Origin of the sequence: Streptomyces sp. NBC_01750 (assembly GCF_035918095.1) — a bacterium.
Lineage (GTDB): Bacteria > Actinomycetota > Actinomycetes > Streptomycetales > Streptomycetaceae > Streptomyces.
This window is the reverse complement of record NZ_CP109137.1, coordinates 8669583-8694183: the sequence shown is the minus strand read 5'-3', so window position 1 is coordinate 8694183 and position 24601 is coordinate 8669583. Positions and strand designations below refer to the sequence as shown.

The following is a 24601-nucleotide window of genomic DNA, read 5'->3' as shown; positions in this document are numbered from 1 at the left end:
GAGGGACGAGAACACGTGCCCGAGAAAAATATCTTTGTGATCGGCCTGGACGAGGCCAACCTTCCGACCCTCAACGACGTACCGGACGCACAGTCGCTGCGCTTCCATCCCCTGCTGACCATCGAGGAGCTCCAGGACGGTGAGGTACACGTCCCTGAGCTGCTCGAGAAGGCCCAGCGCATACTCGACGGGTTCGGCGGCAGGATCGACGCGATCGTCGGCTACTGGGACTTCCCCGTGAGCACCATGGTGCCCATCCTGAGTGAGCGCTACGGCACTCGCAGCACTTCTTTGGAATCCGTGGTCAAGTGCGAGCACAAGTACTGGAGCCGGCTCGAGCAGCAGAAGGTGACCGACAGTCATCCACGATTCGGGCGAGTCGACCTGAACGCCGATGACCCGCGCCCACCCGACGGCGTCCGGTTCCCGATGTGGCTCAAGCCCGCACTCGCCTACTCGTCGGAACTCGCCTTCGGCGTCAAGGACGAGGACGAGTTCCGGGCGGCGGTCGCCGAGATCCGGGAAGGCATAGCCCGCGTCGGACGGCCCTTCGAGCACATTCTCGACCGCCTCGACCTGCCGCCGGAGATGGACGGCGTCGGTGCTCAGGTGTGCCTGGCCGAGGAGGAGATGTCGGGCATCCAGGTCGCCGTCGAAGGCTATGTGCACAACGGCGAGGTCACCGTCTACGGGGCACTCGACTCCATCAACTATCCCGACTCCTCCTGCTTCCTGCGCCACCAGTACCCCTCGATGCTGCCCGACACGGCGATCAAGCAGCTGCACGATGTCACCGAGCGGGTTATGCGCCAGATCGGTTTCGACTCGGCCACCTTCAGCGTGGAGTACTTCTACGACCCGAAGACCGGTGACGTCAGTCTGCTGGAGATCAACCCCCGGCACTCCCAGTCGCACGCAGAGCTGTTCCAGTACGTCGACGGCGTTCCCAACCACCACTGCATGGTCGGCCTGGCGCTGGGCGAGGACCCACGGATGCCCCACCGGCAAGGCCCCTACGCGATGGCAGCGAAGTGGTACCACAGGTGGTTCGCCGACGGAACGGTCCACCATGTGCCCACCTCCGAGGACCTGCGGCGTATCGAACGCGAGATCCCGGGCATACGGGTGGACGTCGTACCCAAGGAGGCCGAACGGCTGTCGGAGATGCCCGGCCAGGACAGCTACAGCTACGAGCTGGCTCATATCTTCACCGGCGGGGGCGATGAACAGGAGCTGCGGGACAAGTACGACCGCTGTGTGGCGGCGCTCGGACTCACCTTCGAGGACGAGACCACTCCGGGCGGCCGGGACGAGAAGAACGCCTAGGCGCAACAGCCGGCGACAGTCCCCGCAGTCCGGAACAACCGGAACAAGGGGGCGCAAGGAAAGGAGCACCACGGCCACATGCGTTTTGTGACCCATCTGCCCTGCGCGACGAAGGAAGAAGAGCACGTCGCCATTCCCATGTCCGACGGTATCGAGCTGTCGGCCCGTATCTGGCGGCCCACATCGTCGGACAACGAGCCGGTGCCCGCGGTGCTCGAGTACATCCCCTACCGCAAGCGCGACCTGACCGCCGTACGGGACTCGATTCACCACCCCTACATCGCCGGCCACGGCTACGCCTGCGTACGCGTCGACACCCGGGGCACAGGCGAGTCCGAAGGGGTGCTGCTGGACGAGTACCTCGAGCAGGAACAGACCGATGCCGAAGAAGTGCTCGCCTGGCTGGCGGAGCAGCCGTGGTGTGACGGCACCACCGGCATGATGGGGATTTCCTGGGGCGCCTTCGCCGCGCTCCAGGTCGCCGCCCGGCAGCCGCCGAGTCTGCGCGCCATCGTCATCGCTTCCTTCACGGACGACCGCTACGCCGACGACATGCACTACATGGGCGGAGCCATGCTGTCGGACAATCTGGCCGAAGCGGGCACTATGTTCGCGTACGGCACCTGCCCGCCGGACCCGGCGGTGGTCGGAGACCGCTGGCGCCGGATGTGGCACGAACGGCTCGAGCACACTCGCCCCTGGGTGCTGGAGTGGCTGCGCCACCAGCGCCGCGACGACTACTGGCGGCACGCCTCGGTCTGCGAGAACTACCCGGCGGTCCAGTGCCCGGTCCTCGCCTCCAGCGGCTGGGCCGACGGTTACTCGAACGCGGTGACCCGCCTGCTCGGGAACCTGGACGTACCCCGCAAGGGACTGATCGGGCCGTGGTCGCACAAGTTTCCGCATCTCGGCGAGCCGGGGCCCGCCATCGGCTACCTCCAGGAGGTGGTGCGCTGGTGGGACCACTGGCTCAAGGGCGTCGACAACGGCGTCATGGACGGACCCATGCTGCAGACGTGGATGCAGGAGAGCGTGCCACCATCCACGTCCTACGAGGAACGGCCGGGTCGATGGGTCGGCGAGCCCAGCTGGCCGTCACCGCACATCGAACAGATCACACACCGTCTCACCCGGCACCGCATCCGACCGCCCGACGAAGATGACCAGCAGGGGCAGACCGTCGCCGACGGGGAGGCGATTACTGTGCAATCGCCGCTGTCGGTGGGCCAGTTCGCGGGCAAGTGGGCTTCGTACAACGCACCGCCGGACCTGCCGTACGACCAGCGCGAGGAAGACGGTGGCTCGCTGGTGTTCGACAGCGACCCCCTCGGCGAAACGCTCGAGATCCTTGGGGCGCCCACCGTCGAACTGGACCTCGCGGTCAGCGAGCCGGTCGCGATGGTGGCCGCGCGGTTGTCCGACGTCAGCCCCGACGGCCGGGCCACTCGCGTCTCCTACGGCATCCTCAACCTGACCCGCCTGGACAGCACGGAGACGCCCGCGCCCCTGGAACCCGGCCGCCGCTACCGGGCAACGGTCCAGCTCAACGGGGTCGCCCAGGCTTTCCCCCCCGGCCACCGCGTCCGGCTGTCGCTGTCCACGTCGTACTGGCCACTTGCCTGGCCGCCGCCGAAGCCTGTCCTGCTGAGCGTGTACGAGGGCTCGAGCTCCTTGACTCTGCCGGTACGCCCCACGGGCGAACCCGACGAGATGCCGGCCAGCCCCTTCGCCCAACCCGAGGGAGCACCGCCCCTCGCCTCCACCCAGCTGGCTCCTCCCGAAGAACGCTGGGAAGTCAGGCGTGACCTCATCGGCTACAACGCGGCACTGGAGATCGTGAAGGACCGCGGCATGGTCCGCATCGACGACATCGGCATGGAGGTCGGCCGTCGCGCCTACGAGCGCTATGCGGCCGTGGCGGACGACTTCACCTCGGTCAGTGGCGAGTCGGCCTGGACGATGCGGTTCCGCCGGGACGACTGGGACGTTCGGGTGGAGACCCGGACCCGGCTCAGCTCGGACGAGCAGGACTTCTTTGTGGACGCCACGGTCGACGGCTACGAGGGCAATCGGCGTGTGTTCTCGCGCACGTGGAACGAGAAGGTGCCACGTGACCTGCTGTAGCAGGCCCAGCCGCGGGGTCCCGCCCTGTACTGGAAGGTAGTTGGCCCCGCGGTCGGCGCTGCGTGCATGAGGTGTAAGGCTCTGGACCTTCTTCGCGCCCCAGCAGGTCGCGTGGACGGCTGTCAGCCCGGAGCTCGTCAAGGTCGGCCAAGAGGTGCCCTCCCCGTGATGGGGATCTCTGGAATCGGCTGTGGCCGCGCTTCCGTGATGACTACGGCTGGATGAGGCCGGCGTCTGCTGTTGGATGGCCCGATGGAACTCATTGAGGCTGAGCTGTTCACGGATCCAGGCAACGACGTGGTTGTCCGTCTGCCCCCACGTCGTTTCCCGGGGGTGCTGATCCAGGGTGACTCGCTGTCGATCATCCGCGGCGACGTTGCTGAGATCGTGGAGGCCTGTGCCCGGGGCGACGTCGATGACGCCCACGAGGCTGCCACCATCCTCCTGGCCGTTGTCCGGACTGCGGCAACGGTGCACGGCGGGTTCACAGCCGGTACTGACGGCGGCTGGCTGATCGCCCTGTCGGCGGTCGAGAGGTGCTCGTCCGACTACGGGTGAGACGGTTCCTCTGTGACGTGCCGATATGTCGCCGCCGGACTTTCGTTGAGCAGATCGAAGGTTTCACGAGGTCACACGGTCAGTCGTCGGTGGCCATGCATCACCTTGCCCGTTTCGTGGCCGTGGAGCTTGGGGGCCGCCCGGGAGAACGCCTCTGCCGACGGCTGGCGTTGTCCGGCCGACGGACTTCGCTCATCCATCTGCTGTCGGCGCCGGTGGTGCCGGCCCGGGCTCCTCGGGTCCTGGGAGTGGATGACTTTGCCTTCCGGCGTGGCCACACATACGGAACGGTGCTCGTGGACGTTGAACAGGGCAAGCCGTTCGATGTTCTGCCCGACCGCAACTCGGAAACCTTCCTTACCTGGCTGGAGGCCCATCCCGGAGCGGAGGTCATCTGCCGTGACCGGGCCACCGGCTATACCCGCGCGATCAAGCAGGCCGCCACCGGGGCGATCGAGGTGGCCGATCGGTGGCATCTGTTGCAGAACCTGTCTGTTGTGGTGGAGAAGACATGTCATCAGCACCGCGTCTGCCTGCGGAAACACGCTCAGGAGCTGGCTCGACCTGACGCGCCGGTCCCTGATACCTGGGTGCCGGATCAGCCGGCCGCGCTGCCGAAGAGCGCCATCGTCGTGCGGACCCTCCATCGCCATGCAGACATCCTCGATCTGGTGGACAAAGGATGGACGATCAGCGCGATCGCGCGCCGCTTGGGCATGGACCGCAAGACAGTGCGGCACTTCCGGGACACCGATGTCGCCGTGCTCATCGAATCCGCCCGGCATCGTCGAACGGGGCTCCTCACTCCCTTTCACCCTTACCTGCAAGCCCGCTTCCTCAACGGCTGCACGGACGCCAGTCGGCTCTTCCGCGAAGTCCGTGAGCGGGGATTCGGGGGCACGGTTCAGACGGTTCGCCGATACGTCGCGACTCTTCGAGACGGCACTGCCATACCCGCGCCGGCGCCGATTCCGAGCCCACGCGCGATCACGTCCTGGATCATGCGTCGCCGTGAGTCGTTGAGTAAAGACGACGAGGTCCGGCTCAGCGAGGTCTGCCTGGCCTGCCCGGACATCGCCCGCGCCCGGGAGATCGCGCAGCGGTTCACTGCCCTGGTCCGCGACCGCACGGGGCACTTGTTGCCCGACTGGATCAGAGAAGTGGAGCGTGACGCACCTCAGCCGATCCGCGGGTTCGCCCGGTTCATGAAGTTCGACATCGACGCCGTCACCGCGGGCCTGACCTTGCAGTACAGCTCCGGCATCGTAGAAGGCCACGTCAACCGCATCAAGACGATCAAGCGGCAGATGTGCGGCCGGGCCTCGTTCCACGTACTGAGAGCCCGAATCCTCATCCAACCGTAGTAATCACGGAAGCGCGGTCACAGCCCTGGAATCGGCCAGTGCCGCTCGTCGCCTCATCCGCTCCGTCGTTCAACGGAGTGGGGAGTTTCAACGAGCGTTGCGTACGCTGTCGGCCGGGGCCGCCCGCTTGTGGAGTGTGCGGGCCGTGCGGCGCGGTCAAGGACGCCTTCGGCGGCGCGTTGCGCTGGGCTTCGCCCATCCTGGACAGCTCGCCCGCCCCTGTACCTGGCTGGCTATGTGCGACATCCGGGTGTGAGTCGTTTGAGGTGCAGGGAATCCCGGTGAGATTGATCTAGCTGCGGCTTTCCTACTCCTGCTGGTCGCCGGCGTATCGCGCGGTCAGGATGCCCTGCAGGACGCGTGCGGGTGTCCCCAGCACGCCGAGCAAGGCCGGTGCCCGCGAACCCGAAACGCGCGTGCCCCCAGCTGGGCCGCCCCTCTATCCTGGCCCGTTGTCCACCTGGAGCTAGACGCCATGTCCGCCCTGACAGACCCACTCACCGAGGAGCAACGGCTCCTCCTCGACATCGCGTGGACGACATTCGTCGAACAAACACGAGCGCTTCCCCAACTTTTTCCACGTCGCCTACCGCATGCGCAAGCACGGCTGGCTGTGCCCGCGAGAACGGGAGGCGTTTGTAGGGGCATTCGGGAGTCACCTCGGGGGGGCCCGGCTCATGATCAATGTCGATGAGTTTGGGAGTCCCTGCGGCCTTCCGTTCGAGGCGGGTCGCCATCTCACCCGCTCCCCGTTGTGGCCTGTAGGGCATCGGCACCAGATTTCCCACGTCTGTTCGCTAAGCCCAGCCAGGACGGACGGTGCGAAGCATGACGTCTCCACCCCCGACGGTGCCGGATCACAGGTGCGCGACCTTCGGCGTCTCGGTTGTGCAGGCGACGAGCGCGCCGGCCACGACCACCAGAGCTCGGAGTTCGAACGGGCCGTGAGGAGGACGTCGTCGATGACGAATGCGGGGCCGCGGGTGCCCCCACGACCCGGTATAGGACGGTGAGCTGCGCTGGCAGTGGATCTGCGCGACAGGGGTCGTCGGGAATAGTCTGGAGAAGAGTGGCACCGGGACGGAACGGAGCCTCCCGATGCATTCCCTTTACTGAGGGGGACGTAGAAGAGGGAGGCGAAGAGCCATGCCCTGGAATCTGAACGGCACGTATCTGGAGAGCTGCAACTGCGACGTGGTGTGCCCCTGCACCACCTCGGGCCTCACCGCACCGGCCGACCACGAGCGCTGCCAGGTGACCTTCGCGTTCCACGTGGACAGCGGGAACGTGGACGGCGTGAACGTCTCCGACCGCAGCGTCGCCGTCTTCATCGACGCGCCCCGGGTGATGGCCGAAGGCGGCTGGCAGGTGGCGCTGTACCTAGACGCTTCGGCCGACGACGGCCAGGCGGAGGCGCTGGGCAGGGTCTTCTCCGGCCAGGCCGGCGGGCCGATGGCGGCGCTCACTCCGCTCATCGGCGAAGTCCTCGGCGTGGAGCGCGTTCCCATCGACTACCGCGACCACGGCCGCCGCCACGCCGCACGGGTGGGCGACGCCATCGACATCGAGATCGAGGACCAAGTTGCCCCACAGTTCGGCGAGGACGGTCCGGTCATGGGCCTGACCGGCATGTTCCACCCGGTGAACAGCACGCTGACCATTGCCCGGTCCACCCGGGCGACGGGCGACGGCGTGTACGGCCGGTCCTGGGACTTCTCCGGCGGCAACGGACACTCGGCGCCCTTCACGTGGTCCGCGTGACCGGTCGGCTGGTCACCGTCCGCCGCAGGGCGAGTCCCGCCGGACTGCTGCTGGTCGCGGCGGCTACCGCCTGGGTCTGGGTGGTGACACGCTGGGGCGGCATACAGGCGATGCCGGGCACCATGGGCCTGGGCCTGCTCGCTTTCCTGGCCATGTGGACGCTGATGACGGCTGCGATGATGCTGCCCGCCACGGCGCCCGTCGCCGCGCTGTACGCACGCACCATCACCGTGCACCGGGCGCCGCGCATGGTCGTTTTCACGGTCGCCTACCTGCTTGTCTGGGCCACGGCCGGACTGCCCGCGTACGGGCTGGCCGCTGGCCTGGGCCGCGCGGCGAGCCTCCCCGCCGTGGCGGGGACCGCAGTGGCCGCGGCCGTGTTCGCGGTCAACGGCGTCTACCAGCTCACGCCCCTCAAAGACCGCTGCCTGGCGAGGTGCCGCTCGCCGATCGGGCTCATGCTGCGCTACGCCTCGTACCCGGGGCCCTCGCGCGATCTGCGTGCCGGAGCCCACCACGGGGCCTTCTGCCTGGGCTGCTGCTGGTCGCTGATGCTGTTGCTGACGGCGTTCGGTGTGATGAACCTGTGGGCCATGGTGGTCCTGACCGCCGTGATCACCACTGAGAAGCTGGCTCCGGCCGGCCGCCTGGTGGCCCGTGCCGTGGGAATCGCCTCGATCGCCCTGGCCGGCGCCGTCTTCTGGGTCCCGGCGTTGGCTCCGGGCCTCACCGGTAGCGGCATGGCCGGGATGTGAGGACGGGGCCACGCCCGCCGAGAAATCACACTTGGATGAGACGGCGACCCGGTTCACTTCAAGGAGAGCATGCCGCCGGCCGCAGCCCGGGTGCCTCCCGAAGTCATGTACATCGGGTATTCGCGCGATCGTGCGACTCCCCAACTCGCTGTCCTCTGTCATCCAATCGAGTCGTTTGACAGCGAACCCAGTCGTTTGGGCTGCCTTGCCATCGAACCTAGTCGTGTGAGGTAGACGCGCTGGGGGTGCTGGGTGGCTGTCCCGGCTGGGTGGAGTCCGCAGGGCGTACGTCGAGCTGACGGACATGAACCCCGTACGCGAGCGGGTTCGACGTCCGATGCAGGATTGCGTGACGGCCCGTTCGAGGATGTCGCTTCGGTCCGGCCGTTTCGCTGGTCGCGGGGCGAACGTCACTTTCCGGGCTGGTTCTGGGCTGCCGCCACCGGTCAGCATGTCGGTTTCGAGTCGTGGCTGGAGCGGGACCGATTGGTGGTTGGACATTGACCGGCACCGGATTCTCGCTCCTGACCATGAATCACCCTCCGTCTTCGTACAGTTGACTTGCCGTCACTGACAAAGGGGGATTCGTGAGTTCAGCTGCCAATGCGTCCGAAGTAACGGCCTTGTCCTTCTGGGTTTCGTACGACGATCAAGATGGTCAACTCGACGACGGCGGCGACTCCATGGGCCTGTTCGGCGGTGGGGACGGTGAGGTGCGGCTGAGGAGCGTACCTCTGGGGGCCTTGCGCAAGAACCTCGCCGAGGCCGTCGACGCGTTGCAGCAGGTGTTCACCGAGGCCGCCGCCCGAGGCGGACCGCTGCCGTTGCGGGAGGCGCACCTGTCCTTCCAGGTGACGGCGAGCGGGGGTGTGCAGTTCGTCGGTTCTGCGCAGATGCAGCGCAGCCACGGCATCACACTGGTCTTCAAGCAGTGACCGGCGTGTGATGGTACGTCACAGAGCCCTCCTCATCGGGGCCAGCGCCTACGAGATGCGCGGTGTCCCGCCCCTCCCCTTCATTCCGGCCGACCTCGCCCGGCTCGGATCGGCGCTCGAGGACCGTGGTTTCGACGACGTGCAGGTCCTGGCCGGGCGCGAAGGCGGCAAGCAGGTTTCGGCGAACTACGTGAACGCCCGGGTGGTCGGCTTCCTCAGGCGCGCCCGCCCGGGCGACACCTTGCTCATCCTGCTGAGCGGGCACGGCGTGCATGCCAAGGGTCGCGACTACCTCGTACCTGAGGACATCGACGAGGACACGCATCCCTTCGAGTCGGGGTGCGTGGCGATCGACTGGCGTGAGCACCTCGACGAGACGCCTGCCGAGCACGTCGTCTTCCTGATCGACGCCTGCCGGGAGGGCATCGAGCAGGACTCGATGGGCGTCGCGAGTGTCAAGCAGTGGAGCCGGCAGAAGATCAGCGCCGCGCTGCGCCGCAAGGTGGCGTACGTGTACGCCTGCTCGCCGGGACAGTACGCGCTGTTCGTGCGCCCGCACGACTCCCCCATCAACCCTGTCACCGGGGTCCGGCTCGGCGATTCGTTCAGCATCTTCTCCCGGTCGGTGTCCGACGTCATCGCCGGGCATCCCGGTGCCGCCACACTCCCCCTCGGTCGGTTCCAGGACGCCGTCCAGGACCGGATGACCGAGTTGCACCGCGGGTACCGCAAGAGCGGGCAGCCACAGTCCCTGCGGGTTATAACCGACATCCCGTCCGACGGTTTTCTCTTCCTGCCGTCGCCGAGCGGGCGGTCGGGGCGTGTCCGTGAGCCCTCCGCCGTGATCCGTGAGCCCTCCACAGCGGGAAGGGACGCCGATACGACGGCGTATGAGAGCGCCGGGATGGGTGTCGAGGCCGGCACTCCCCGACCGGCGTATCAGCAGCACGGCGTTCGGCTGGGCCGACGGGTGTTCTCCGCGCTGACCCTGCTCGGCCTGCTCGGCGTCGCGGCCTGGGCCGCGGCCACCTACAACGGCGATGGCAAGGGAGACGACGCGAAGTCGAACAAGCCCGGATCGGAGACCTCGCTCACGCCCAGCTCCTCCGGGGCGCGGCCTTCCAGCACGAACAGCAAGAACGACAAGGACAGTTCAGGATCAGGGGAGACCAGCGCGTCCAGCATGTCCGCGCTGCCCGACTGCACTCCGAGCATTGCGGAGTTGACCGTGCGCAGCCTTCACAACGCATACGGACCCGATGACATCCCCATCCTGCTGCTGACCGCGAAGAACATCACCGGCAGCGACTGCAAGGTCGATCTCGGGCCTAAGAAGACGGTACTGACCCTCACGCCGGTCAACAGCGCCAACGTCTATTGGTCCTCTGCCGACTGCCCCATAGGCTCTGGCAGTCAGCTCTTCCTAGCGCCCGCCCACCGCGAGATCACGTACACCGTGAAGTGGGACCGCAAGCCAAGTGCTCCGCAGTGTGGAACGTCTCCAAAAGGGTACGCAGGCTTCGGCACCTTTCTAGCGGAGGCGACAGCACCGGGCTTTGGCAAGGCGCAGACATCATTCGTGCTGTCCAAGTACTGAACACGCCCCCCGTGGAGAGGCTTTGGAGATGGGTGCGTCTCTTCTGTAGGGAGCTTTGACGTGCGCGGTTGCTGACCAAAGGCCGGGTGCTCGATCGTCGTGTTGTCGGGGGCCTGGTTTCGGGGGTGACGGCGATGGTGTCGTGGCTTGAGGAGATCGACGGCGGGAGGCTGGCGCGCGGGAGGAGATCCGTGAACTGCGCGCTTGGATGGAGGAGTTGACCGGACTCCTTGCCGAGCAGGAGTCGGTGCTGGGGTCGGCCGCGTGGCCGAGCGCGTCGGAGAACGCGCCGAGCAGCGCGAGGTCCGCTTCGGTCACCTCGACCTTGGCCACGTACGCCACGTTCCCACCGTCCGGGCCCACCAGCAGCAGAACGCCGTGCAGTTCGTCCTCCGTCTCCTCCACGAACTCCGGCGTCCCCTCCGGGAACGCGTCGAGCACCCGCAAGTACGCCTCGAAGACGTCCTCGATGACGACTCCAGGGATCGGCACCCCTGCGGCGCCCGGGACCAGCGCGTTTCGGAGCGTCAGGAACAGCGGGCCCTCCAGCTCAAACAGGCTGGCCAGGGCGCCCGGCACGATGGGCAGCAGCAGGGCACGGGTGGGAGGCATCAGGCTCACTCTCGGTCAGCGGGACGGTGTCAGGATGTCCCCTGACGCAAGCCTCCCAGTCCCGGCTGCTGGTTGTTCGCCGTTCCGGCCGACCGGTCAACCCCGGCTCCGGCGGGTTCGACCTCTTCGGAAGCAGCCCAAGATCATCTCACCGGGACTTTCTGTACGCCAACTACTCACGACCGCTATCGGGCGGCCCCTCCCTTGTGACGTCCGTCCCGCAGGTCAGACGGTCTGCGGGTGGGGAGATCCATCGAGCAGATGTGGGGTCACCCCCGAGCGGCCGGTGGCCGGGTTTTCAGGAAGCGCCATCACCCGCGGGGAATCCGCGACCTCCACCGGGAGATCACCAGGTATGCAGGCGCGGCGACCCCATTGCGGGGGCACAACTCGGCGTACTGGACCAGTCGGTGAAGATGATGCACTGCCGGGCACCGCGGGTGACGAGGTTCCCCGTGTCGCCAGAGCTGCTGCCGAGGTACCACGGCGGAACCGCGGCGCTGACGAGCGCCCCCGTAGTCCGCCGCGGCGCCACAGCGAACGCGCCCTGCGGGAATCAGCTGTACCCGTAAGCGCGCACGCCATTGAAGTTCATCGTCCGCTCAAGCTCCTGCTGCGTCTGCTCAGCCGTCCGGCGTGCTTCGGCCGGGACATCACCGCGCTCGTCCACGAGCCTGGCATAGATGGGGGCGTCTGATCGGTCCACGGGGCTCACGGTGGAAAGGTCCTTCCTTCGAACTGCGGTCCCGCTTCCGGCCGGCGGCCGGAAGCGGGAGCCGAGTCTACGGACACCCCGGCGGAGGCAGCCGCCCCCCTCCCCTTTAGCGAATGTCGCCCTTCCAGTCCCAGCGTGGTGGATCGTCCGCCCGGGGTGCGTACGTTGCCCGGCCCCCGGGGCCCAGCGAGGCGAGCTCGGAAGGCAGCGCCGCCCCTTCAGCGAGCTCTCTCGGCGTCCAGCCGGTTACATCCAGCAGCAGCCCGTCCAGCGGCCCGCCGACCAGCTCGCGATAGACACGCCCCGGCTGCGGTCCCGGATCGGGATCATCATGGTCGGCGCCGTAAACCCGGCCCCGCATCAACTCGTCCATGCCCCCACGATCCCAGTCCCCACTGACAACAGCGCCGCCGAACGGCCTGCCGACCCGCCGGAACGCGAACGTGCCGGTCCCCACAGTCTTCTGGCAAGGAGGGTGCCGATGGCCGACGCAATAGTCTGGCGCTGCTGGGCCCGGCGGCGCGGTTTGCGGTGTCAGGGTTCCCACCCAGAACTGTGAACGCGCGGGAAGCTGCAGCCATCGCAGGGCGTCAGCGGCGCGACTCCGCCCGGGTCGCTCCGATGCCTGCGGTCACCACCAGTGCGGTTCCTGCGAGTTGCAGGGCATCGGGTGTCTGCGCGATGAGGATCATGCCGGCGAGGAGGCTGACGGCCGGTTCGAGGCCTGCCAGCGTGCCGTAGGTCGTCTTGCCGATGCGCTGCAGCGCCTTCATCTCCAGCAGGAACGGCACGAGAGGCATGAGCACCGCGATGCCCGCCGCCGCGGCGGCCGTCTGCCAGGTCAGGGCCGCGACGGCTGCAGGCGCCCCGAAAGGTGCGGCGGCCAGTGCGGCGACGCTGAGCGAGACCGCCAGCGCGTGCGGCGCACTGAAACGGCTGCCGACGTGCGCCGTGCCGACGACGTAGAGCGCCCAGCAGGCCGCCGACCCCAGTCCGAAGAGGATGCCCGTCCGGCTCGTGGCGCCTGTCCAGGGCGCGGTGAGCAGCAGGACGCCTGTCGCGGCGACGGCGAGCCACGCCAGTTCCCTGCTCCGTCGCGAGGCGACGACCGCGACGCTCAACGGTCCGAGGAACTCCAGTGCGGTGGCCGTGCCCAGCGGAAGACGTGCGCTGGCCTCCGAGAAGAGCAGCATCATGGCCGCGCTGACGACGCCCAGCAGGGCGGTGGCCACGAGGTCGGCGCGGCGGGCCGCCCGCAGCGTCCGGCACAGGGACCTGCCGGTGAACGCGAGCAGAAAGATGCCGGCGAAGCTGAGGCGCAGCCAGGTCGTGCCGGCCGGCCCGAGCGCGGGGAACAGCTCGGTCGCCAGGGCGCTGCCTGTGTGCAGTACGGCCATAGCGATCAGGACCAGCACCGCACCGGGCACACGGCGGGGTCCGGAAGGTGCGTTCTTACCCGTCGGGGTGGCAGTAGCGGGGGCGGCGGTAGCGGTCACGGTGCCATTGGACCGGGACCCGTCCGTTTCTGTCCACGGGCCAATGGTGGATACACCATCCACTTTGAGTGGACAATGAGAGAATGACGGCACCCGACACCGACCACTTCCTGGATCTACGGCGGCTCAGCCTGCTGGTCGACCTGCAACGGCTGGGCACCATGGCCGCGGTCGCCGCGCACACCGGCTACGGAACGTCAGCCGTGTCCAAGCACCTCGGCGTACTGGAAAGCGAGGTAGGTGTGTCGCTGCTGACCCCGGTCGGGCGACGGGTGCAGCTCACCCCGGCCGGCGAACGGCTCGTCGAACACGCCGTGGGTATTCTCGCCGCCGTCGAGCAGGCCCAGTCGGAGCTGCGCGGCACGGCCGACCCCGTCGGCCGGGTGCGACTGGCGAGCTTCTTCACGGCCGTCGAGCCGGTGGTCCTGCCCGCCCTGGGACGGTTGCGCGGCCGGTACCCGCGGATCGTGGTGGAGGTGCACGAACACGAACCGGAGCACACTGCGGAGCTGTTGCGCGCCGGCAGCATCGACCTGGGCATCGTGTACGACTACAGCCTGGTCCCCCGGACCCTGTCGCCGGAACTGAGCGCCCGGCAGATCGATGAACAGCCCCTCTACCTCGCCGTCCCCACCGGCCACCCGGACTCAGCCCGGCCCGTCACCGTGCCCGAGCTGGCCCAGTTCGCCACCACCGGGTGGATCGCCAATTCCCGCGGCACGGACGACGACGAACTCGTCCAGCGCGTCTGCGCCATCGCTGGATTCACTCCCCGGATCGCGCACCGTGTCGACAGCCTCCACCTTGTCAACGGCCTGGTCGCGGCGAGCCTCGGCATCGCCCTGCTCGCCGAATCCGGTATCGAACGCCATCGCCCGGATGTCGCCTACCGCCGCCTGGACCCGCTGGCCGGCCACCGCCGTACCTTCCTTCTCACGCGTACGGGTCAGGACTCCTGGCCACCCATCGCCGCCGTGACGACCATCATCACCGAGCAGGACGGATGAACCTCCTGGTGCTTCTGATCCGTGGAGACCGAGCAGAAAGGTCCTGTTGCCCGGCCTGGCGAGGCAGGGTACGGCTGTCGCCTTGATCGCCAGTCCTCTCCTCGGCCGGGGTCGCCGGTCGTCATGGGTCGGGGTCGCCGGTCGGCCCGGGTTGCTGCGTGTCCCGCCGGCGGGCGTGACCGCGTCACATCGGCCAGGGATCCTCGCCGCTTGCGGGACGGTAGACCGTCAGAGCGTGATGGGTCTTGCCCAGGACAAGACCAGGTGCGGGCGTTGTGGTGACCTCGCCGTCGTACGCGAAATGGGGGTCCTCGTCTATCGCGTCGATTCGGAGCGTACGCAGTTGCGTGGTGGTGAGCACCCTCGAGTTGTGCAGGGTGCCGGTCAGCACGGCCAGCAGAAGCCGGGTGCGCGCCCAGGACGCGTCGCCGTCAACGGCACGGACGTCGAGCAGACCGTCGTCGAGGCGGGCGCGGTAGGTGGGAGCGAAGCCTGCGGGGTGGTAGATGCCGTTGCCCGCGAACAGCAGCCACAGCCGCCGCGGGCGTCCGTTTACGGCGATGTTGATGGGACGGCTGTTGGTCAGGACGCGGGCCAGGCCGAGTGCCAGGGCCGGCCACTTGCCGATCCTGGCCTGCAGACCCTCGCGAGCATGCACGAGTTCGGGATAGACGCCCAGACTGAAGGTGTTGAGGAAGACCTTCGTCTCGCTGCCGTCGGCCGGATCTGCGCGTCCGAGGTCGACGGTCACCGCGTCCCCTGCGGTGATCGCGTCGACCACGTCCTGCATCGACTCGATGCCGAGGTCCGCGGCGAAGTGGTTGAATGTGCCGCCCGGAAATACGGCCAGGGGCACGCGGTGTCCCATGGCGGCTTGGGCCGCGGCGTTGATGGACCCGTCGCCGCCGCACATGCCCAGCGCCCCGCCGTTCTTTTTCGCCTCCCGCGCCGCAGCGTCGAGAACTGCGAGCAGGTCGTCCTCGGGAGAGAGCTCGGTGAGTTGCGCTTCGGGCAGTAGCGCCTGCAGCCGCTCGACCGTGCTCGCGCTGCCGGGGAGCGTTGCGATTCCGGATCCTGGATTGACGACGAGGAACAGGCCTTTCCCGAGCGGCAGTTCAGGGGCCGCTTGACGCGGGCGTACCGCCTCGGCGGGAGTGTCGGGTATGACGGGCCACCAGCGGGACGTCAGCGTGGCGGCACCTGCGCCGATCGTGATCCCGGCGAGTATCGCTCCACTGTGACGAAGACCGGCCCGGTGGATACGGGATCCGGCAAGGGCTGTTGCCAGAGGTGCGACGACGGCGCCGAGGCGCGGGGCTTCCAGTGCGACACCGATGGTGAACGCCGCCGCGACAGCCGCGGGTCCCGACGGGGAGAGCGCGGCCACCGAGCCCTTACGGGAGAGGCGAGCGGGGCGACCCGGGCCGGCTCCTGTCCGCCTCAGCGCGGGCTGGCTCAACGCTTTGGTGATCGCGGACGCGATGGCGAACGAACCTGCACCGCGCAGAGCCGCCCTGCGGGTGGTCCGCCCTCCGGACAGGCCGAGGAGGGCGGCCGCGCCGTACCAGAGGAGTTCACTGTCGGCCACGCGCCCGACAGCGGCCCAGCGGGCGGATGCCGCGGGTGCGGCCGTGGCCCGTCGGAACAACTCGCGGACGGGTAGCTGGGAGAGGCGGAGCCTTTGTCTCATGGGAAGTTCCCTACCCCCGGATTGCTTGCGCAGGCGGGTGAGTGACCGGTCGGAATCTGCTGACCTCGGCCTACAAGGAGCGGCGCGCCGCCCTCGAGCTGCTGTTCCGGGACACGCTCTGCAGGCAGCGTGGGCAGGGCGACTTCCTTGCCCGGCTCCGGCCCGTGGCGCCGGCGAGTGCGCGCCGCCCGGACCAGCCGGTCGAGCTCCACCTCGCCCCGTTCCCCTGGCAGGACGCCGACCGGTCGACCTCGGAGCCGAGGAAATGCGTATAAAGCCACTGACCCAGCTCCTGGGGCAGGTTCGACTGGTCGGCGTCGGCGATACGGCCACGCGTACCGCCGCGTCCTTCGACGATGGGCGCGGCGGTGTCACAGCCAGGCTGCCGGCCACGGCCTCGACGCAGTCGGTAGTCAGGCCTGGGCTCGGAGGGCAGCGGTGTGCGCGCGAACCTGGTCGGGTGTCAAGTAGGCGTCGGTGTACTCGAAGTCGCGCAAGGTGGCTGGTTTCTGCGCCTGGAAGCCGGTCCGCACAAAATCGTCTCCTGCGACCGCGTTGAGCACCCAGTTGGTCAGCACACGGGTCTTGGCGACATTGGTCCTCAGCGCCATCCAGTGGTAGCCGCGGGCCACGACCTGCGCGGGCAGGCCGTGCAGCTCAATGCCGAGGGGCTTGGAAACGGCGTCCTTGCCCCCGAGGTCCACCACCAGGCCAAGGTCCTTGTGCACGTACGGCATGAGCGGTCGGCCGTGCATCGAGGCGATGATGTTGTCGGCGGCCTTCCGCCCCTGTCGCAGAGCGTGTTGCGCGGTGGGCGGACAAATCGCTCCGTCGCCCCTGGCAAGGTCCGGGACGGCTGCCGCGTCCCCGAGGGCGAAGGCTCCGTCCGCACCGGGGACCGTCATCTCGGGCCGTACCACGAGCCGCCCACGGTCCGTCTCCTTGTCCAGAGTGCCGACCAGCGGACTCGCGGCGACACCGGCAGTCCAGATGAGTGTGCGGCACGGCAGCACGCGGCCGTCGGTGAGCGTCACCTTTTCGGGCCCCGCCTCGGCGACGGACACCCCCAGCGAGACCTCGATCCCGCGCCTGCGCAGGATGTCCAGGGCCGCGAGTCCCAGCTTGTCGCCCAGTTCGGGCATCAGCTTCGGCGCGATATCGACCAAGTGCCATTTGATGTGCTCGGGATTCAGGCGCGGGTACCGCTTCACGGCGTGCTGGGTGAGGCGCTGAAGGCAGGCGGCCGTCTCGGTGCCCGCGTACCCGCCGCCGACAACCACGAACTGGAGCCGGGATGTCCGCTCCGCCTCGTCCTGGCTGGCGTCTGCCAAGTCGAGCTGGGCGATGACGTGATCGCGGATATAGGCGGCCTCAGCGAGCGTCTTCATCCCCCGCGCGTGCTCAACGAGCCCCGGGATGTCGAACGTCCTGGTGATACTGCCGGGAGCCAGCACAATGTAGTCGTAAGGCAGATCGACCATTTCGCCTGTGATCTTGCGGACGACGCAGATCTTGTCCTTTGCGTCGACACCGATGGCGCCACCGGGGATGATGCGGGTCCGGCGCTTGCTGCTGCGGCGCAGCGAGACCGCGATGGACTGCGGCGTCAGCACGCCGGCGGCCACTTGAGGCAGCAGAGGCAGGTAGAGCTGGTACGAAAATGGGGTGACCAGCGAGATTTCCACCTCCGCCGGGGACAACTTGCGTTCCAGCCGACGCGCACATTCGATTCCGGCGAAGCCGGCTCCCACCACAAGAATCCTCGATCGTGCCACAGTATCCGTCCTCTCGCTGCCCGACAGGTCGTGTAGTCGACTGCCCCGCCATACCTGCCTTGCACAACCTTTTCCTCGCCAATCGCCCGTCACTACGCTTCGTACTTGCCGCGCCGCCCTGCTTGTGCCTCGCCTTATGGACTTCCGCCGCGCCTTCCCTGCTGCACACCACCCATCCCTCACCCGCACTGCGACTCGTGACCAGGACAGCGGCGGCGCTGATCGGGCGGCCCGCAGAACACGCCGGCGGTCGGGCTCGGCTGCGGCTCAATGCCGCGCATGAACGCCTGGCCAGCGCCGTGGGCCTCGACCAGCCAGTCCACGATGAGGCCGGCCACGTATTGCCGCCTTCGCTGAGTGGGTTGCGACCCTGCACATCGCGGTGGGTCTCGGAGCTGACCTGTCTCACACTCCACCCGCCGCCCCCCTTCGGAGCCGGTAGGGCACCCAGAGGCGCCCTCAACCAGGAAACGTTCCGGTTGCTTCCACGGTGCGTCCGCCTCCGGGACCCCGCTCGTCACCTGCTCACATTCCTCGGCAGCCGGCCGCTCCTCAAACGTTCATCCAATTGGTCTGTACATGCCCGAATGGACTGAGCAGACTGTGCGCCGACCCCCGCAGTTCGACGGAACCAAGGAGCCCCCACATGAGATGGCAACGTTGTCAATCCGCCCGAACCGCCCCTGCTTCCCGCCCCGTTGGCACAGTCCGCACCGCCCTCACCACTCTGGTCGCGGCTGTTGCCGCCGCTGCCCTGAGCACGGCACCCGCATCGGCGGCCGACACCTGGACGGAGGTGGGCTCGGACCGCGCGAACCCGCTGACCGAGAGCCAGGGCCTGACCTCGGTCGAGGTCCCCGCGAGAAGTCCCAACCGCTACACGGGAGTCGGCACGATCCCCTCCAGCGTCAGCAACCGCGGCTGGAACCACGTCGGCGACCCCGACGCCTCGTACAACGGCTACTACATCGAGCCTTACCAGAGGGACTCCGGCAACTCCAAGATGTTCCGCGTCCAGGCACCCGGCGGTGCCTGGTCGGAGTACGTCCACCAGCTCAGCGCGGGCGAGGCGCTGAACAACTCGTGGGTCGCCATCAACCCGAACGGGCAGTTCATGGTGGGCGGCGAGTGGGGCACGATGAGCCGTTTCATCGTCTACCCCACGCCCGGAGTCAACTCCGGCACCTCACCGTCGGTGAACCTGCCGCAGGCCTCGACGGTCGTGCTCGACCGTCCCGTACGAGACATCCAGGGCTGCGACTTCTCCACCCCGACGACGCTCCTGTGCTCGTCGGACGACCCGGCGGGCACGCTCTTCGGCATGACCAAACCGCTGCTCCAGGTGGACCTGTCGGGTGAGCCGAACGGCTCGGCGGACGTCCGTGGCCATGTGACCGCCCTGCGCCAACTCCCGCTGCGCAGTTCGTGCTCGGGCACCTTCGAGGCCGAGGGCATCGACTACGACCGGCGGACGGGCACGCTGCGGGTGATCGTGCTGTCGCCGGGCTTCTGCGTGGCAACGGACAGCAAGACGTACCGATTCACGCGCGGTTGAGCCGGGTCCTCACGGGTGCGGATGAACCGCTGCACCCGTGAGGAACCATCAGCCCGCACGGCCTGTCACGGCCCGGCCCATGACTCAACGAGCCTGTGCCCCCGGGCCTCTCACGACCCCAGGCCGTCACCGACCCAGGCTCATGAGCATGCCCGCGGTGGTGTCGATGATGGCGCAGCCGCGCACAGGTGCGCTCTGCTTCCACTGCTGCTCACGGTCCTGCTGGGGCCGGCGATGGCTGCGGGCTGACGAAGCGGGGTTCGACCCGGACTTCAGCGGGTCCCGCCGCGCCGATGCCCGCAGGCAGTCGGCGTGGTCCGCCGTGGCAACGAACCGCTCGACTTCACGCGCCAGGTCCGCAGCCATCGCCTCCAACGAATCCTTTGGGGGCTGGACGCGGACCTCGGCCTGCCCGGCCCCCGCCCTGGGCGGCCATCGTCGACCGGCTCACCTTCGGCGGGAACATCATCCAGACCGGCACCGAATCGTTTCGGCTCGGCCGGACCAGGGCCCAGGTCGCCGAAGCCGACGCCGCTGCGGGAGCAGTGCGAGAGCGATGAGAAGCACGAGGCTTACGGCGGCGAGTTCCGCGCGGTCCCATCCAGGATTTACGAGGTTCACGCGAAACTGATGACCACCAGACTGGGCTTCGACGATGCCACCGACGCAGCGCAGGAAGATCCCCACAGCCTCTTCCAACAGTGCCGGGAACTGTGCAGATCATCCATCCCGCACCCGGATAGTGGATGAATCCACCATTTCTCGGCCGGTCGGACGCCGGTTAGCTTCTCAGGCGGAGGAACCCGGCCGGGTCCCTCCGCCCAGCCGCTGTCCCCGGTGCAACGACGTGGAAGTCGCCAAGTCCACGCCCCGGCGCACCGGGCCCCCACCCGGCATGACCGGAACGCAAATTCGCGGCCGCCCCCGGGCCGCTGCGTCATCGGCACGTACCGGTCCGCCCGACAGTAGGTTCAACGGCCATCTGTACGCCCCAGCCATGAGGAGAGCCGCGTGAGTGACATCCGTACGCTGCGCAACTACATCAACGGTGAATTCGTCGACGCGCAGGACGGCCGCACTCTGCCGGTCGTCGATCCCACTACAGGCGGGGCATACGCCAGCTCTCCACTCTCGGGCGCGGCCGACGTGGACGCCGCCATGGCGGCCGCCGCGGACGCCTTCCCGGCGTGGCGGGACTCCACCCCGAGTACCCGCCAGACCCTGCTCCTGAAGATCGCGGACGCTGTGGAGGCCCGCGCCGACGAACTCGTCGAGGCGGAGTGCCGCGACACCGGCAAGCCCCGCCCCGTGACGCGCGACGAAGAAATCGTCCCGATGGTCGACCAGATCCGCTTCTTCGCCGGCGCAGCCCGCATGCTCGAGGGCCGATCGGCCGGCGAGTACGCGGAGGGCCTGACGTCGATCATCCGCCGCGAGCCGATCGGCGTCTGCGCGCAGGTCGCCCCCTGGAACTATCCGATGATGACGGCGGTGTGGAAGTTCGCCCCCGCCGTCGCCGCCGGCAACACCGTCGTACTCAAGCCCTCGGACACCACCCCTGCCTCGACGGTGCTGCTCGCCGAGATCGTCGGCGGCGTGGTGAAAGAGCTGGGGCTCCCGGCGGGCATTCTCAACGTCATCTGCGGCGACCGCGAGACCGGACAGCTGATGGTCGAGCACCCGGTCCCCGCCCTGGCCGCCATCACCGGCTCGGTACGCGCCGGCATCCAGGTGGCCGGGAGTGCCGCCAAGGATGTCAAGCGGGTCCACCTGGAGCTGGGCGGCAAAGCGCCCGTCGTCGTCTTCGACGACCTCGACAGTGCCGCCCTCGAGCGCGCCGTCGACTCCATCACCGTCGCGGGCTTCTTCAACGCCGGCCAGGACTGTACAGCGGCCACGCGTGTACTGGTGCACGCGTCGGTCCACGACGAGTTCGTCGCTCTGCTGGCAAAGGCCGCCGCGGACACCAGGACCGGCGGCATCGACGAGGACGGCGTCCTCTTCGGCCCGCTCAACAACGTGAACCAGCTCGCCCAGGTCTCCGGCTTCGTGGACCGCCTCCCCGCCCACGCGAAGGTCGAGGCCGGCGGCCACCGGGTCGGCGACAAGGGCTACTTCTACGCTCCGACCGTCGTCTCCGGCCTCAGGCAGGACGACGAGATCGTTCAGAACGAGGTCTTCGGCCCGGTCATCACGGTCCAGTCCTTCGCCGACGAGGAGCAGGCGGTGGAATGGGCGAACGGCGTCGAGTTCGCGCTGGCGTCCTCGGTGTGGACCAAGGACCACGCACGTGCGATGCGCATGTCCAAGCGGCTGGACTTCGGCTGCGTGTGGATCAACACGCACATGATCCTGGTCGCCGAGATGCCCCACGGCGGCTACAAGAAGTCGGGCTACGGCAAGGACCTTTCGGCGTACGGCTTCGAGGACTACACCCGCATCAAGCACGTCATGACTTCCCTCTGAGGCCGGAGGGGCGATCCGGCAGACCGCGATGACCCGGCGGGTGCTGTTCGTGGAGGGCCTGCCCGACGCCGAACACGCCGCCAAGGCCCAGTAGCGCGCCGGCAATTCCGCCCGGTCGTCGGTGGTGTCGGAGAACGCTTCGATATCACCGGCTTCCTGGCAGATCCGGGCCTCCGTTCGGCGTGATCTAGGGATGTCGCGGGCACGCGAGGTGTCATGGGATCTCTCAAGCGGTGGGAACAGGTTCTTGAACGCTGGCAGAACGCCCTGATCGCGAGGCTCTTCCACAGCGATCCGGTCGAGTTGCTCGACAGGCTGCGGGGTGAATGCGACAACCACGCGGTGGTGTGCAGCGAGAGTCGCGTCGTGGTGCCGAACGCCTACGAGATCGAACTCGCCTCAGGCGTACACAAGGAGCTGGCGCGCCACACCCGGCAGTTGGGACAGGCGCTCATGGACACGCTCGCGCGCCACGGCGAGAAAAACGGCTACGAGTGGGCCGGCCCACTGACAGTGCGCGTCACGACTGCAGCTCACCTGCCCAACGGCCGGTACCGGGTGTCCAGCCGCGCCATGCCCCACGTCCGCGCTGATGCGTTCCCTTCAGCAGCCGAGTGAGCGCGGCGCGGTCGCGGGCTCGCCCGTCCGGCCAGAGAGTCCGTCCCCGTGCGGGCGGCGCCGGCAACTGTGGCGTCCCGGGTCACTCGGTGCGGACGCGCTGCCGCCGTAGAAAAATGAGAGTCGGCTGCGGTCAGAGAGTGAGTAGTCGGACGAGCAACACCATCAACGTGCCCGCTGTGAACACCGACCCCAACACGGTGAACACCAGGTCGACCGTCACTGCGTCCCAGCCCTGGATCGCAAACCGGCGGGAATCTTCCGGATCGTATTGGACCATGACATAGGTCCCCACGCCGAAGTCGCCTCCGACGAAACCACGGCCAAACCTGGATGAGTACTCGCACTCGCGGCCGTCCCGGGTCGTCCAGGCTGCGACCGGGTGGTAAAACGTGGCGCCTTCGTCGTCTCGTCTGACATCGTGACGGACGATCCGACCCTCTGCAGTGACACCTGTGCGACGGAGCGCGCTGGCGCGGCGGAGTCCGTACACGCCGAAGCTGAGGAAGACCGCGCCAATCGTCAGCGGGATGAGAGAGAAGAGCCATTCGCGTTCCATGTGTTGTGCGACGCGTGCGTGGGGGTGTCGGTTGCGAGTGGGGCGGCAGTGGCAGCCTGCCTGCCACCACTGTTCCGCGGGCTCGGCGACACAAGCCGACAAGGTTGGAGCCCATCTTGACGACCAAACTTCGGTGAGCCTGCTCGACAGTCGGCGCGACAGGACACTCGGGCTGCCCTCACCGAGTCGGACTGCCTGATGCCGTCGCGGCGGTCAGCGAGCGGGTGATCACCACTTCGCTGGAGTCGAGAGCGGCTGAGAGGTCGCGACCGACCCGGGCCTGGCGCTGCGCAAGGACGGCACGACCCTCAAGGCCCCCACCCACAAGCGCATGTGCGGCAAGCCGTACGCCCAGGGGCACAAGCTGTGTATCGAGCTGAACCCGCCCTCCAAGAAGGCCAAGAACGCGCTCCGGCCGCCCGCGCCGGTGAGCCCAGCCGTCGAGCTGGTCGACTGGTGCTACGACAAACCGTCCGGCAAGGACTACATGACCCGCACCGAAGCCTGCCTGAAGACCATCGGCAGCGGCACACTGATCTTCACCGACACCGATCCTGAGAAAGCCCTCACTGGGAACGGCCACCTTCAACATCGAGCAGCGCATCAAGGCCTACCCGAACAAGGGAGGAAGCGGCTCCAACTTCGCCGAGTTCGACCAGCAGATCATGCTGGCCCCGACGCACATCGACCCGAACTCAAAGGCGTCCACATGAAGTGGAACGTCGGATCGACGTGCAAGTCCTGTGTGACATCGAACACCAGGTGGGCGGACGACCAGAACAACCCCACGGGTGTTGACGCGTACTGGCCCATCGAGATGGACGGCCGGTACGGCGGCCGCTGGGGCACCATCCAGACCACCTGGTCCGGCACGGGCAAGGAGACCATCGACCTCGGATGGTCCATCACCGCCACCGTGAACGCCGACGGAAACCCCGCAACAGCGAACTTCGGCACCAGCGGTGACGTGCGCGTCCGCGAACTCGCCCCCCGCTGCGACGACATCCTCAAGGGTGTGGCGCCCGGCTGTGTGCTGCCGTTCTTCAAGCCGACGTACACCGTCGACACCAACCTCTACCCGGCGGCCGGCGCGTACTACTGGCTGATTCGCGCAGTGCTCGAAGCCGGGGTTGCTGACGAAGAATCCGTCGTTGTCCAGTAGACGCCAGACGGCGGGGTTGAGCCACTCGGCTGCCTCCTCCACACTGCGCAGCGTCCGTCTGCCTTGTCCGGGTCCTGATGGCTGGTCCAGCCGCAGTCCGAGCCGTCGAACACCTCGACATGAATGAGCCGACCTCCCGGGTGCGGTTGAGCGTCCCCGCGTTGTAAGCAACGGCTGGCTTGGCCAGGGTGGCGGCCTTGCCCCAGGTCCGGACCGGTACGCGAGCGCCGCTGCGGTAGATGAGGTGGGTCAGACTGTGCTCGGCGGCGAGTCTTTCCGCGAGGTTCGTCGCGGCCTGCTTCGCCGTCAGGTTGCCTGCCGCGAGCAGCGGAACCTCTCGACGTGCTTCATGAAGCAGATGCGCATCATCGACAGGGACGCCTACTGGCTCGATACCCGCATGACCGGGAACTGCGCGGCCACCGAGGCGTTCGGCAAGCCGGTCAACCCTGTCATCTGCACGATGACCGCAAAGTAGCGGCAAACGCCTGAAAGGCCGGTGGGGGCGCCCCAGGCGGGGTGTCGC

Annotated in this window: 23 protein-coding genes; 15 read left to right on the top strand and 8 right to left on the bottom strand. The window is 67.9% G+C overall.

The features are described 5' to 3' along the window. Positions 1-15 precede the first annotated feature (15 nt). The 8 genes from OG966_RS39190 (at position 16) to OG966_RS39155 (ending at position 10420) form a co-directional block, all read left to right on the top strand. The gene (locus OG966_RS39190) at positions 16-1326 is read left to right on the top strand and encodes an ATP-grasp domain-containing protein (protein WP_326654890.1); all 1311 of its coding nucleotides are present in this window, start codon (positions 16-18) and stop codon (positions 1324-1326) included. Positions 1327-1404: 78 nt separating this feature from the next. Next, entirely contained in the window at positions 1405-3450 is a 2046-nt protein-coding gene (locus OG966_RS39185; RefSeq protein WP_326654889.1) for a CocE/NonD family hydrolase, read from the top strand. 252 nt (positions 3451-3702) lie between these two features. Continuing rightward, a complete protein-coding gene (locus tag OG966_RS39180; protein ID WP_326654888.1) occupies positions 3703-4008 on the top strand; it encodes a DUF6959 family protein in 306 nt (101 codons plus the stop codon). After that, entirely contained in the window at positions 3987-5372 is a 1386-nt protein-coding gene (locus OG966_RS39175; RefSeq protein ID WP_326654887.1) for an ISL3 family transposase, read from the top strand. The genes OG966_RS39180 and OG966_RS39175 overlap by 22 nt, the downstream gene beginning before the upstream one ends. A 1146-nt stretch (positions 5373-6518) precedes the next feature. Continuing rightward, positions 6519-7133 (top strand): DUF1326 domain-containing protein, encoded by a 615-nt coding sequence (locus tag OG966_RS39170; RefSeq protein WP_326654886.1) that lies wholly within the window; start codon positions 6519-6521, stop codon positions 7131-7133. Continuing rightward, positions 7130-7888, top strand: a complete 759-nt coding sequence (locus OG966_RS39165; RefSeq protein ID WP_326654885.1) for a DUF2182 domain-containing protein — start codon at positions 7130-7132, stop codon at positions 7886-7888. The genes OG966_RS39170 and OG966_RS39165 overlap by 4 nt, the downstream gene beginning before the upstream one ends. 587 nt (positions 7889-8475) lie before the next feature. Then, positions 8476-8823, top strand: coding sequence for a Pepco domain-containing protein (locus tag OG966_RS39160; protein ID WP_326654884.1), 348 nt, complete (start codon positions 8476-8478; stop codon positions 8821-8823). A 10-nt stretch (positions 8824-8833) separates the two neighbouring features. Then, complete coding sequence (locus OG966_RS39155) at positions 8834-10420, top strand: caspase family protein (RefSeq protein ID WP_326654883.1); 1587 nt, start codon at positions 8834-8836, stop codon at positions 10418-10420. Here OG966_RS39155 and OG966_RS39150 read toward each other — a convergent pair. The 4 genes from OG966_RS39150 to OG966_RS39135 form a co-directional block, all read right to left on the bottom strand. Continuing rightward, positions 10397-11032 carry a hypothetical protein gene (locus OG966_RS39150; protein WP_326654882.1) on the bottom strand — a complete coding sequence of 212 codons (636 nt, stop codon included), beginning with the start codon at positions 11030-11032 and terminating at the stop codon, positions 10397-10399. The two genes, OG966_RS39155 and OG966_RS39150, sit on opposite strands and share 24 nt — an antisense overlap. 556 nt (positions 11033-11588) lie before the next feature. After that, entirely contained in the window at positions 11589-11738 is a 150-nt protein-coding gene (locus tag OG966_RS39145; RefSeq protein WP_326655593.1) for a hypothetical protein, read from the bottom strand. Positions 11739-11853: 115 nt separating this feature from the next. Next, positions 11854-12120, bottom strand: a complete 267-nt coding sequence (locus OG966_RS39140; protein ID WP_326654881.1) for a hypothetical protein — start codon at positions 12118-12120, stop codon at positions 11854-11856. Between the two features lie 217 nt (positions 12121-12337). After that, a complete protein-coding gene (locus OG966_RS39135; protein WP_326654880.1) occupies positions 12338-13243 on the bottom strand; it encodes an EamA family transporter in 906 nt (301 codons plus the stop codon). A gap of 83 nt (positions 13244-13326) precedes the next feature. Between OG966_RS39135 and OG966_RS39130 the strand changes: the two genes are divergently transcribed. Beyond that, the gene (locus OG966_RS39130) at positions 13327-14250 is read left to right on the top strand and encodes a LysR substrate-binding domain-containing protein (protein WP_326654879.1); all 924 of its coding nucleotides are present in this window, start codon (positions 13327-13329) and stop codon (positions 14248-14250) included. A 184-nt stretch (positions 14251-14434) separates the two neighbouring features. Here OG966_RS39130 and OG966_RS39125 read toward each other — a convergent pair whose 3' ends face one another. After that, positions 14435-15940, bottom strand: coding sequence for a diacylglycerol kinase family protein (locus tag OG966_RS39125; RefSeq protein WP_326654878.1), 1506 nt, complete (start codon positions 15938-15940; stop codon positions 14435-14437). Between the two features lie 41 nt (positions 15941-15981). Here OG966_RS39125 and OG966_RS39120 point away from each other — a divergent pair, with 41 nt between their 5' ends. Next, complete coding sequence (locus tag OG966_RS39120) at positions 15982-16215, top strand: hypothetical protein (RefSeq protein WP_326654877.1); 234 nt, start codon at positions 15982-15984, stop codon at positions 16213-16215. Between the two features lie 138 nt (positions 16216-16353). Here OG966_RS39120 and OG966_RS39115 read toward each other — a convergent pair whose 3' ends face one another. Beyond that, complete coding sequence (locus tag OG966_RS39115) at positions 16354-17715, bottom strand: NAD(P)/FAD-dependent oxidoreductase (RefSeq protein ID WP_326654876.1); 1362 nt, start codon at positions 17713-17715, stop codon at positions 16354-16356. Between the two features lie 646 nt (positions 17716-18361). On the opposite strand from OG966_RS39115, the gene OG966_RS39110 reads away from it, so the two are divergent. Continuing rightward, positions 18362-19270, top strand: a complete 909-nt coding sequence (locus tag OG966_RS39110) for a hypothetical protein (RefSeq protein ID WP_326654875.1) — start codon at positions 18362-18364, stop codon at positions 19268-19270. 126 nt (positions 19271-19396) lie between these two features. On the opposite strand, the gene OG966_RS39105 is transcribed toward OG966_RS39110, so the two are convergent. Then, positions 19397-19636 carry a hypothetical protein gene (locus OG966_RS39105; protein ID WP_326655592.1) on the bottom strand — a complete coding sequence of 80 codons (240 nt, stop codon included), beginning with the start codon at positions 19634-19636 and terminating at the stop codon, positions 19397-19399. Positions 19637-20281: 645 nt separating this feature from the next. Between OG966_RS39105 and OG966_RS39095 the strand changes: the two genes are divergently transcribed. Continuing rightward, positions 20282-21736 carry a gamma-aminobutyraldehyde dehydrogenase gene (locus OG966_RS39095; protein ID WP_326654874.1) on the top strand — a complete coding sequence of 485 codons (1455 nt, stop codon included), beginning with the start codon at positions 20282-20284 and terminating at the stop codon, positions 21734-21736. Positions 21737-21952: 216 nt separating this feature from the next. Further along, positions 21953-22354 (top strand): DUF3662 domain-containing protein, encoded by a 402-nt coding sequence (locus OG966_RS39090; protein ID WP_326654873.1) that lies wholly within the window; start codon positions 21953-21955, stop codon positions 22352-22354. A 133-nt stretch (positions 22355-22487) separates the two neighbouring features. Here OG966_RS39090 and OG966_RS39085 read toward each other — a convergent pair whose 3' ends face one another. Next, entirely contained in the window at positions 22488-22913 is a 426-nt protein-coding gene (locus tag OG966_RS39085; RefSeq protein WP_326654872.1) for a DUF3592 domain-containing protein, read from the bottom strand. A 709-nt stretch (positions 22914-23622) separates the two neighbouring features. Between OG966_RS39085 and OG966_RS39080 the strand changes: the two genes are divergently transcribed. Together OG966_RS39080 and OG966_RS39075 are read left to right on the top strand one after the other, a co-directional pair. Next, on the top strand, positions 23623-24075 hold the full coding sequence (locus OG966_RS39080; RefSeq protein WP_326654871.1) for a hypothetical protein: 453 nt from the start codon (positions 23623-23625) through the stop codon (positions 24073-24075). A 256-nt stretch (positions 24076-24331) separates the two neighbouring features. After that, positions 24332-24553 carry a hypothetical protein gene (locus OG966_RS39075; protein WP_326654870.1) on the top strand — a complete coding sequence of 74 codons (222 nt, stop codon included), beginning with the start codon at positions 24332-24334 and terminating at the stop codon, positions 24551-24553. Positions 24554-24601 lie beyond the last annotated feature (48 nt).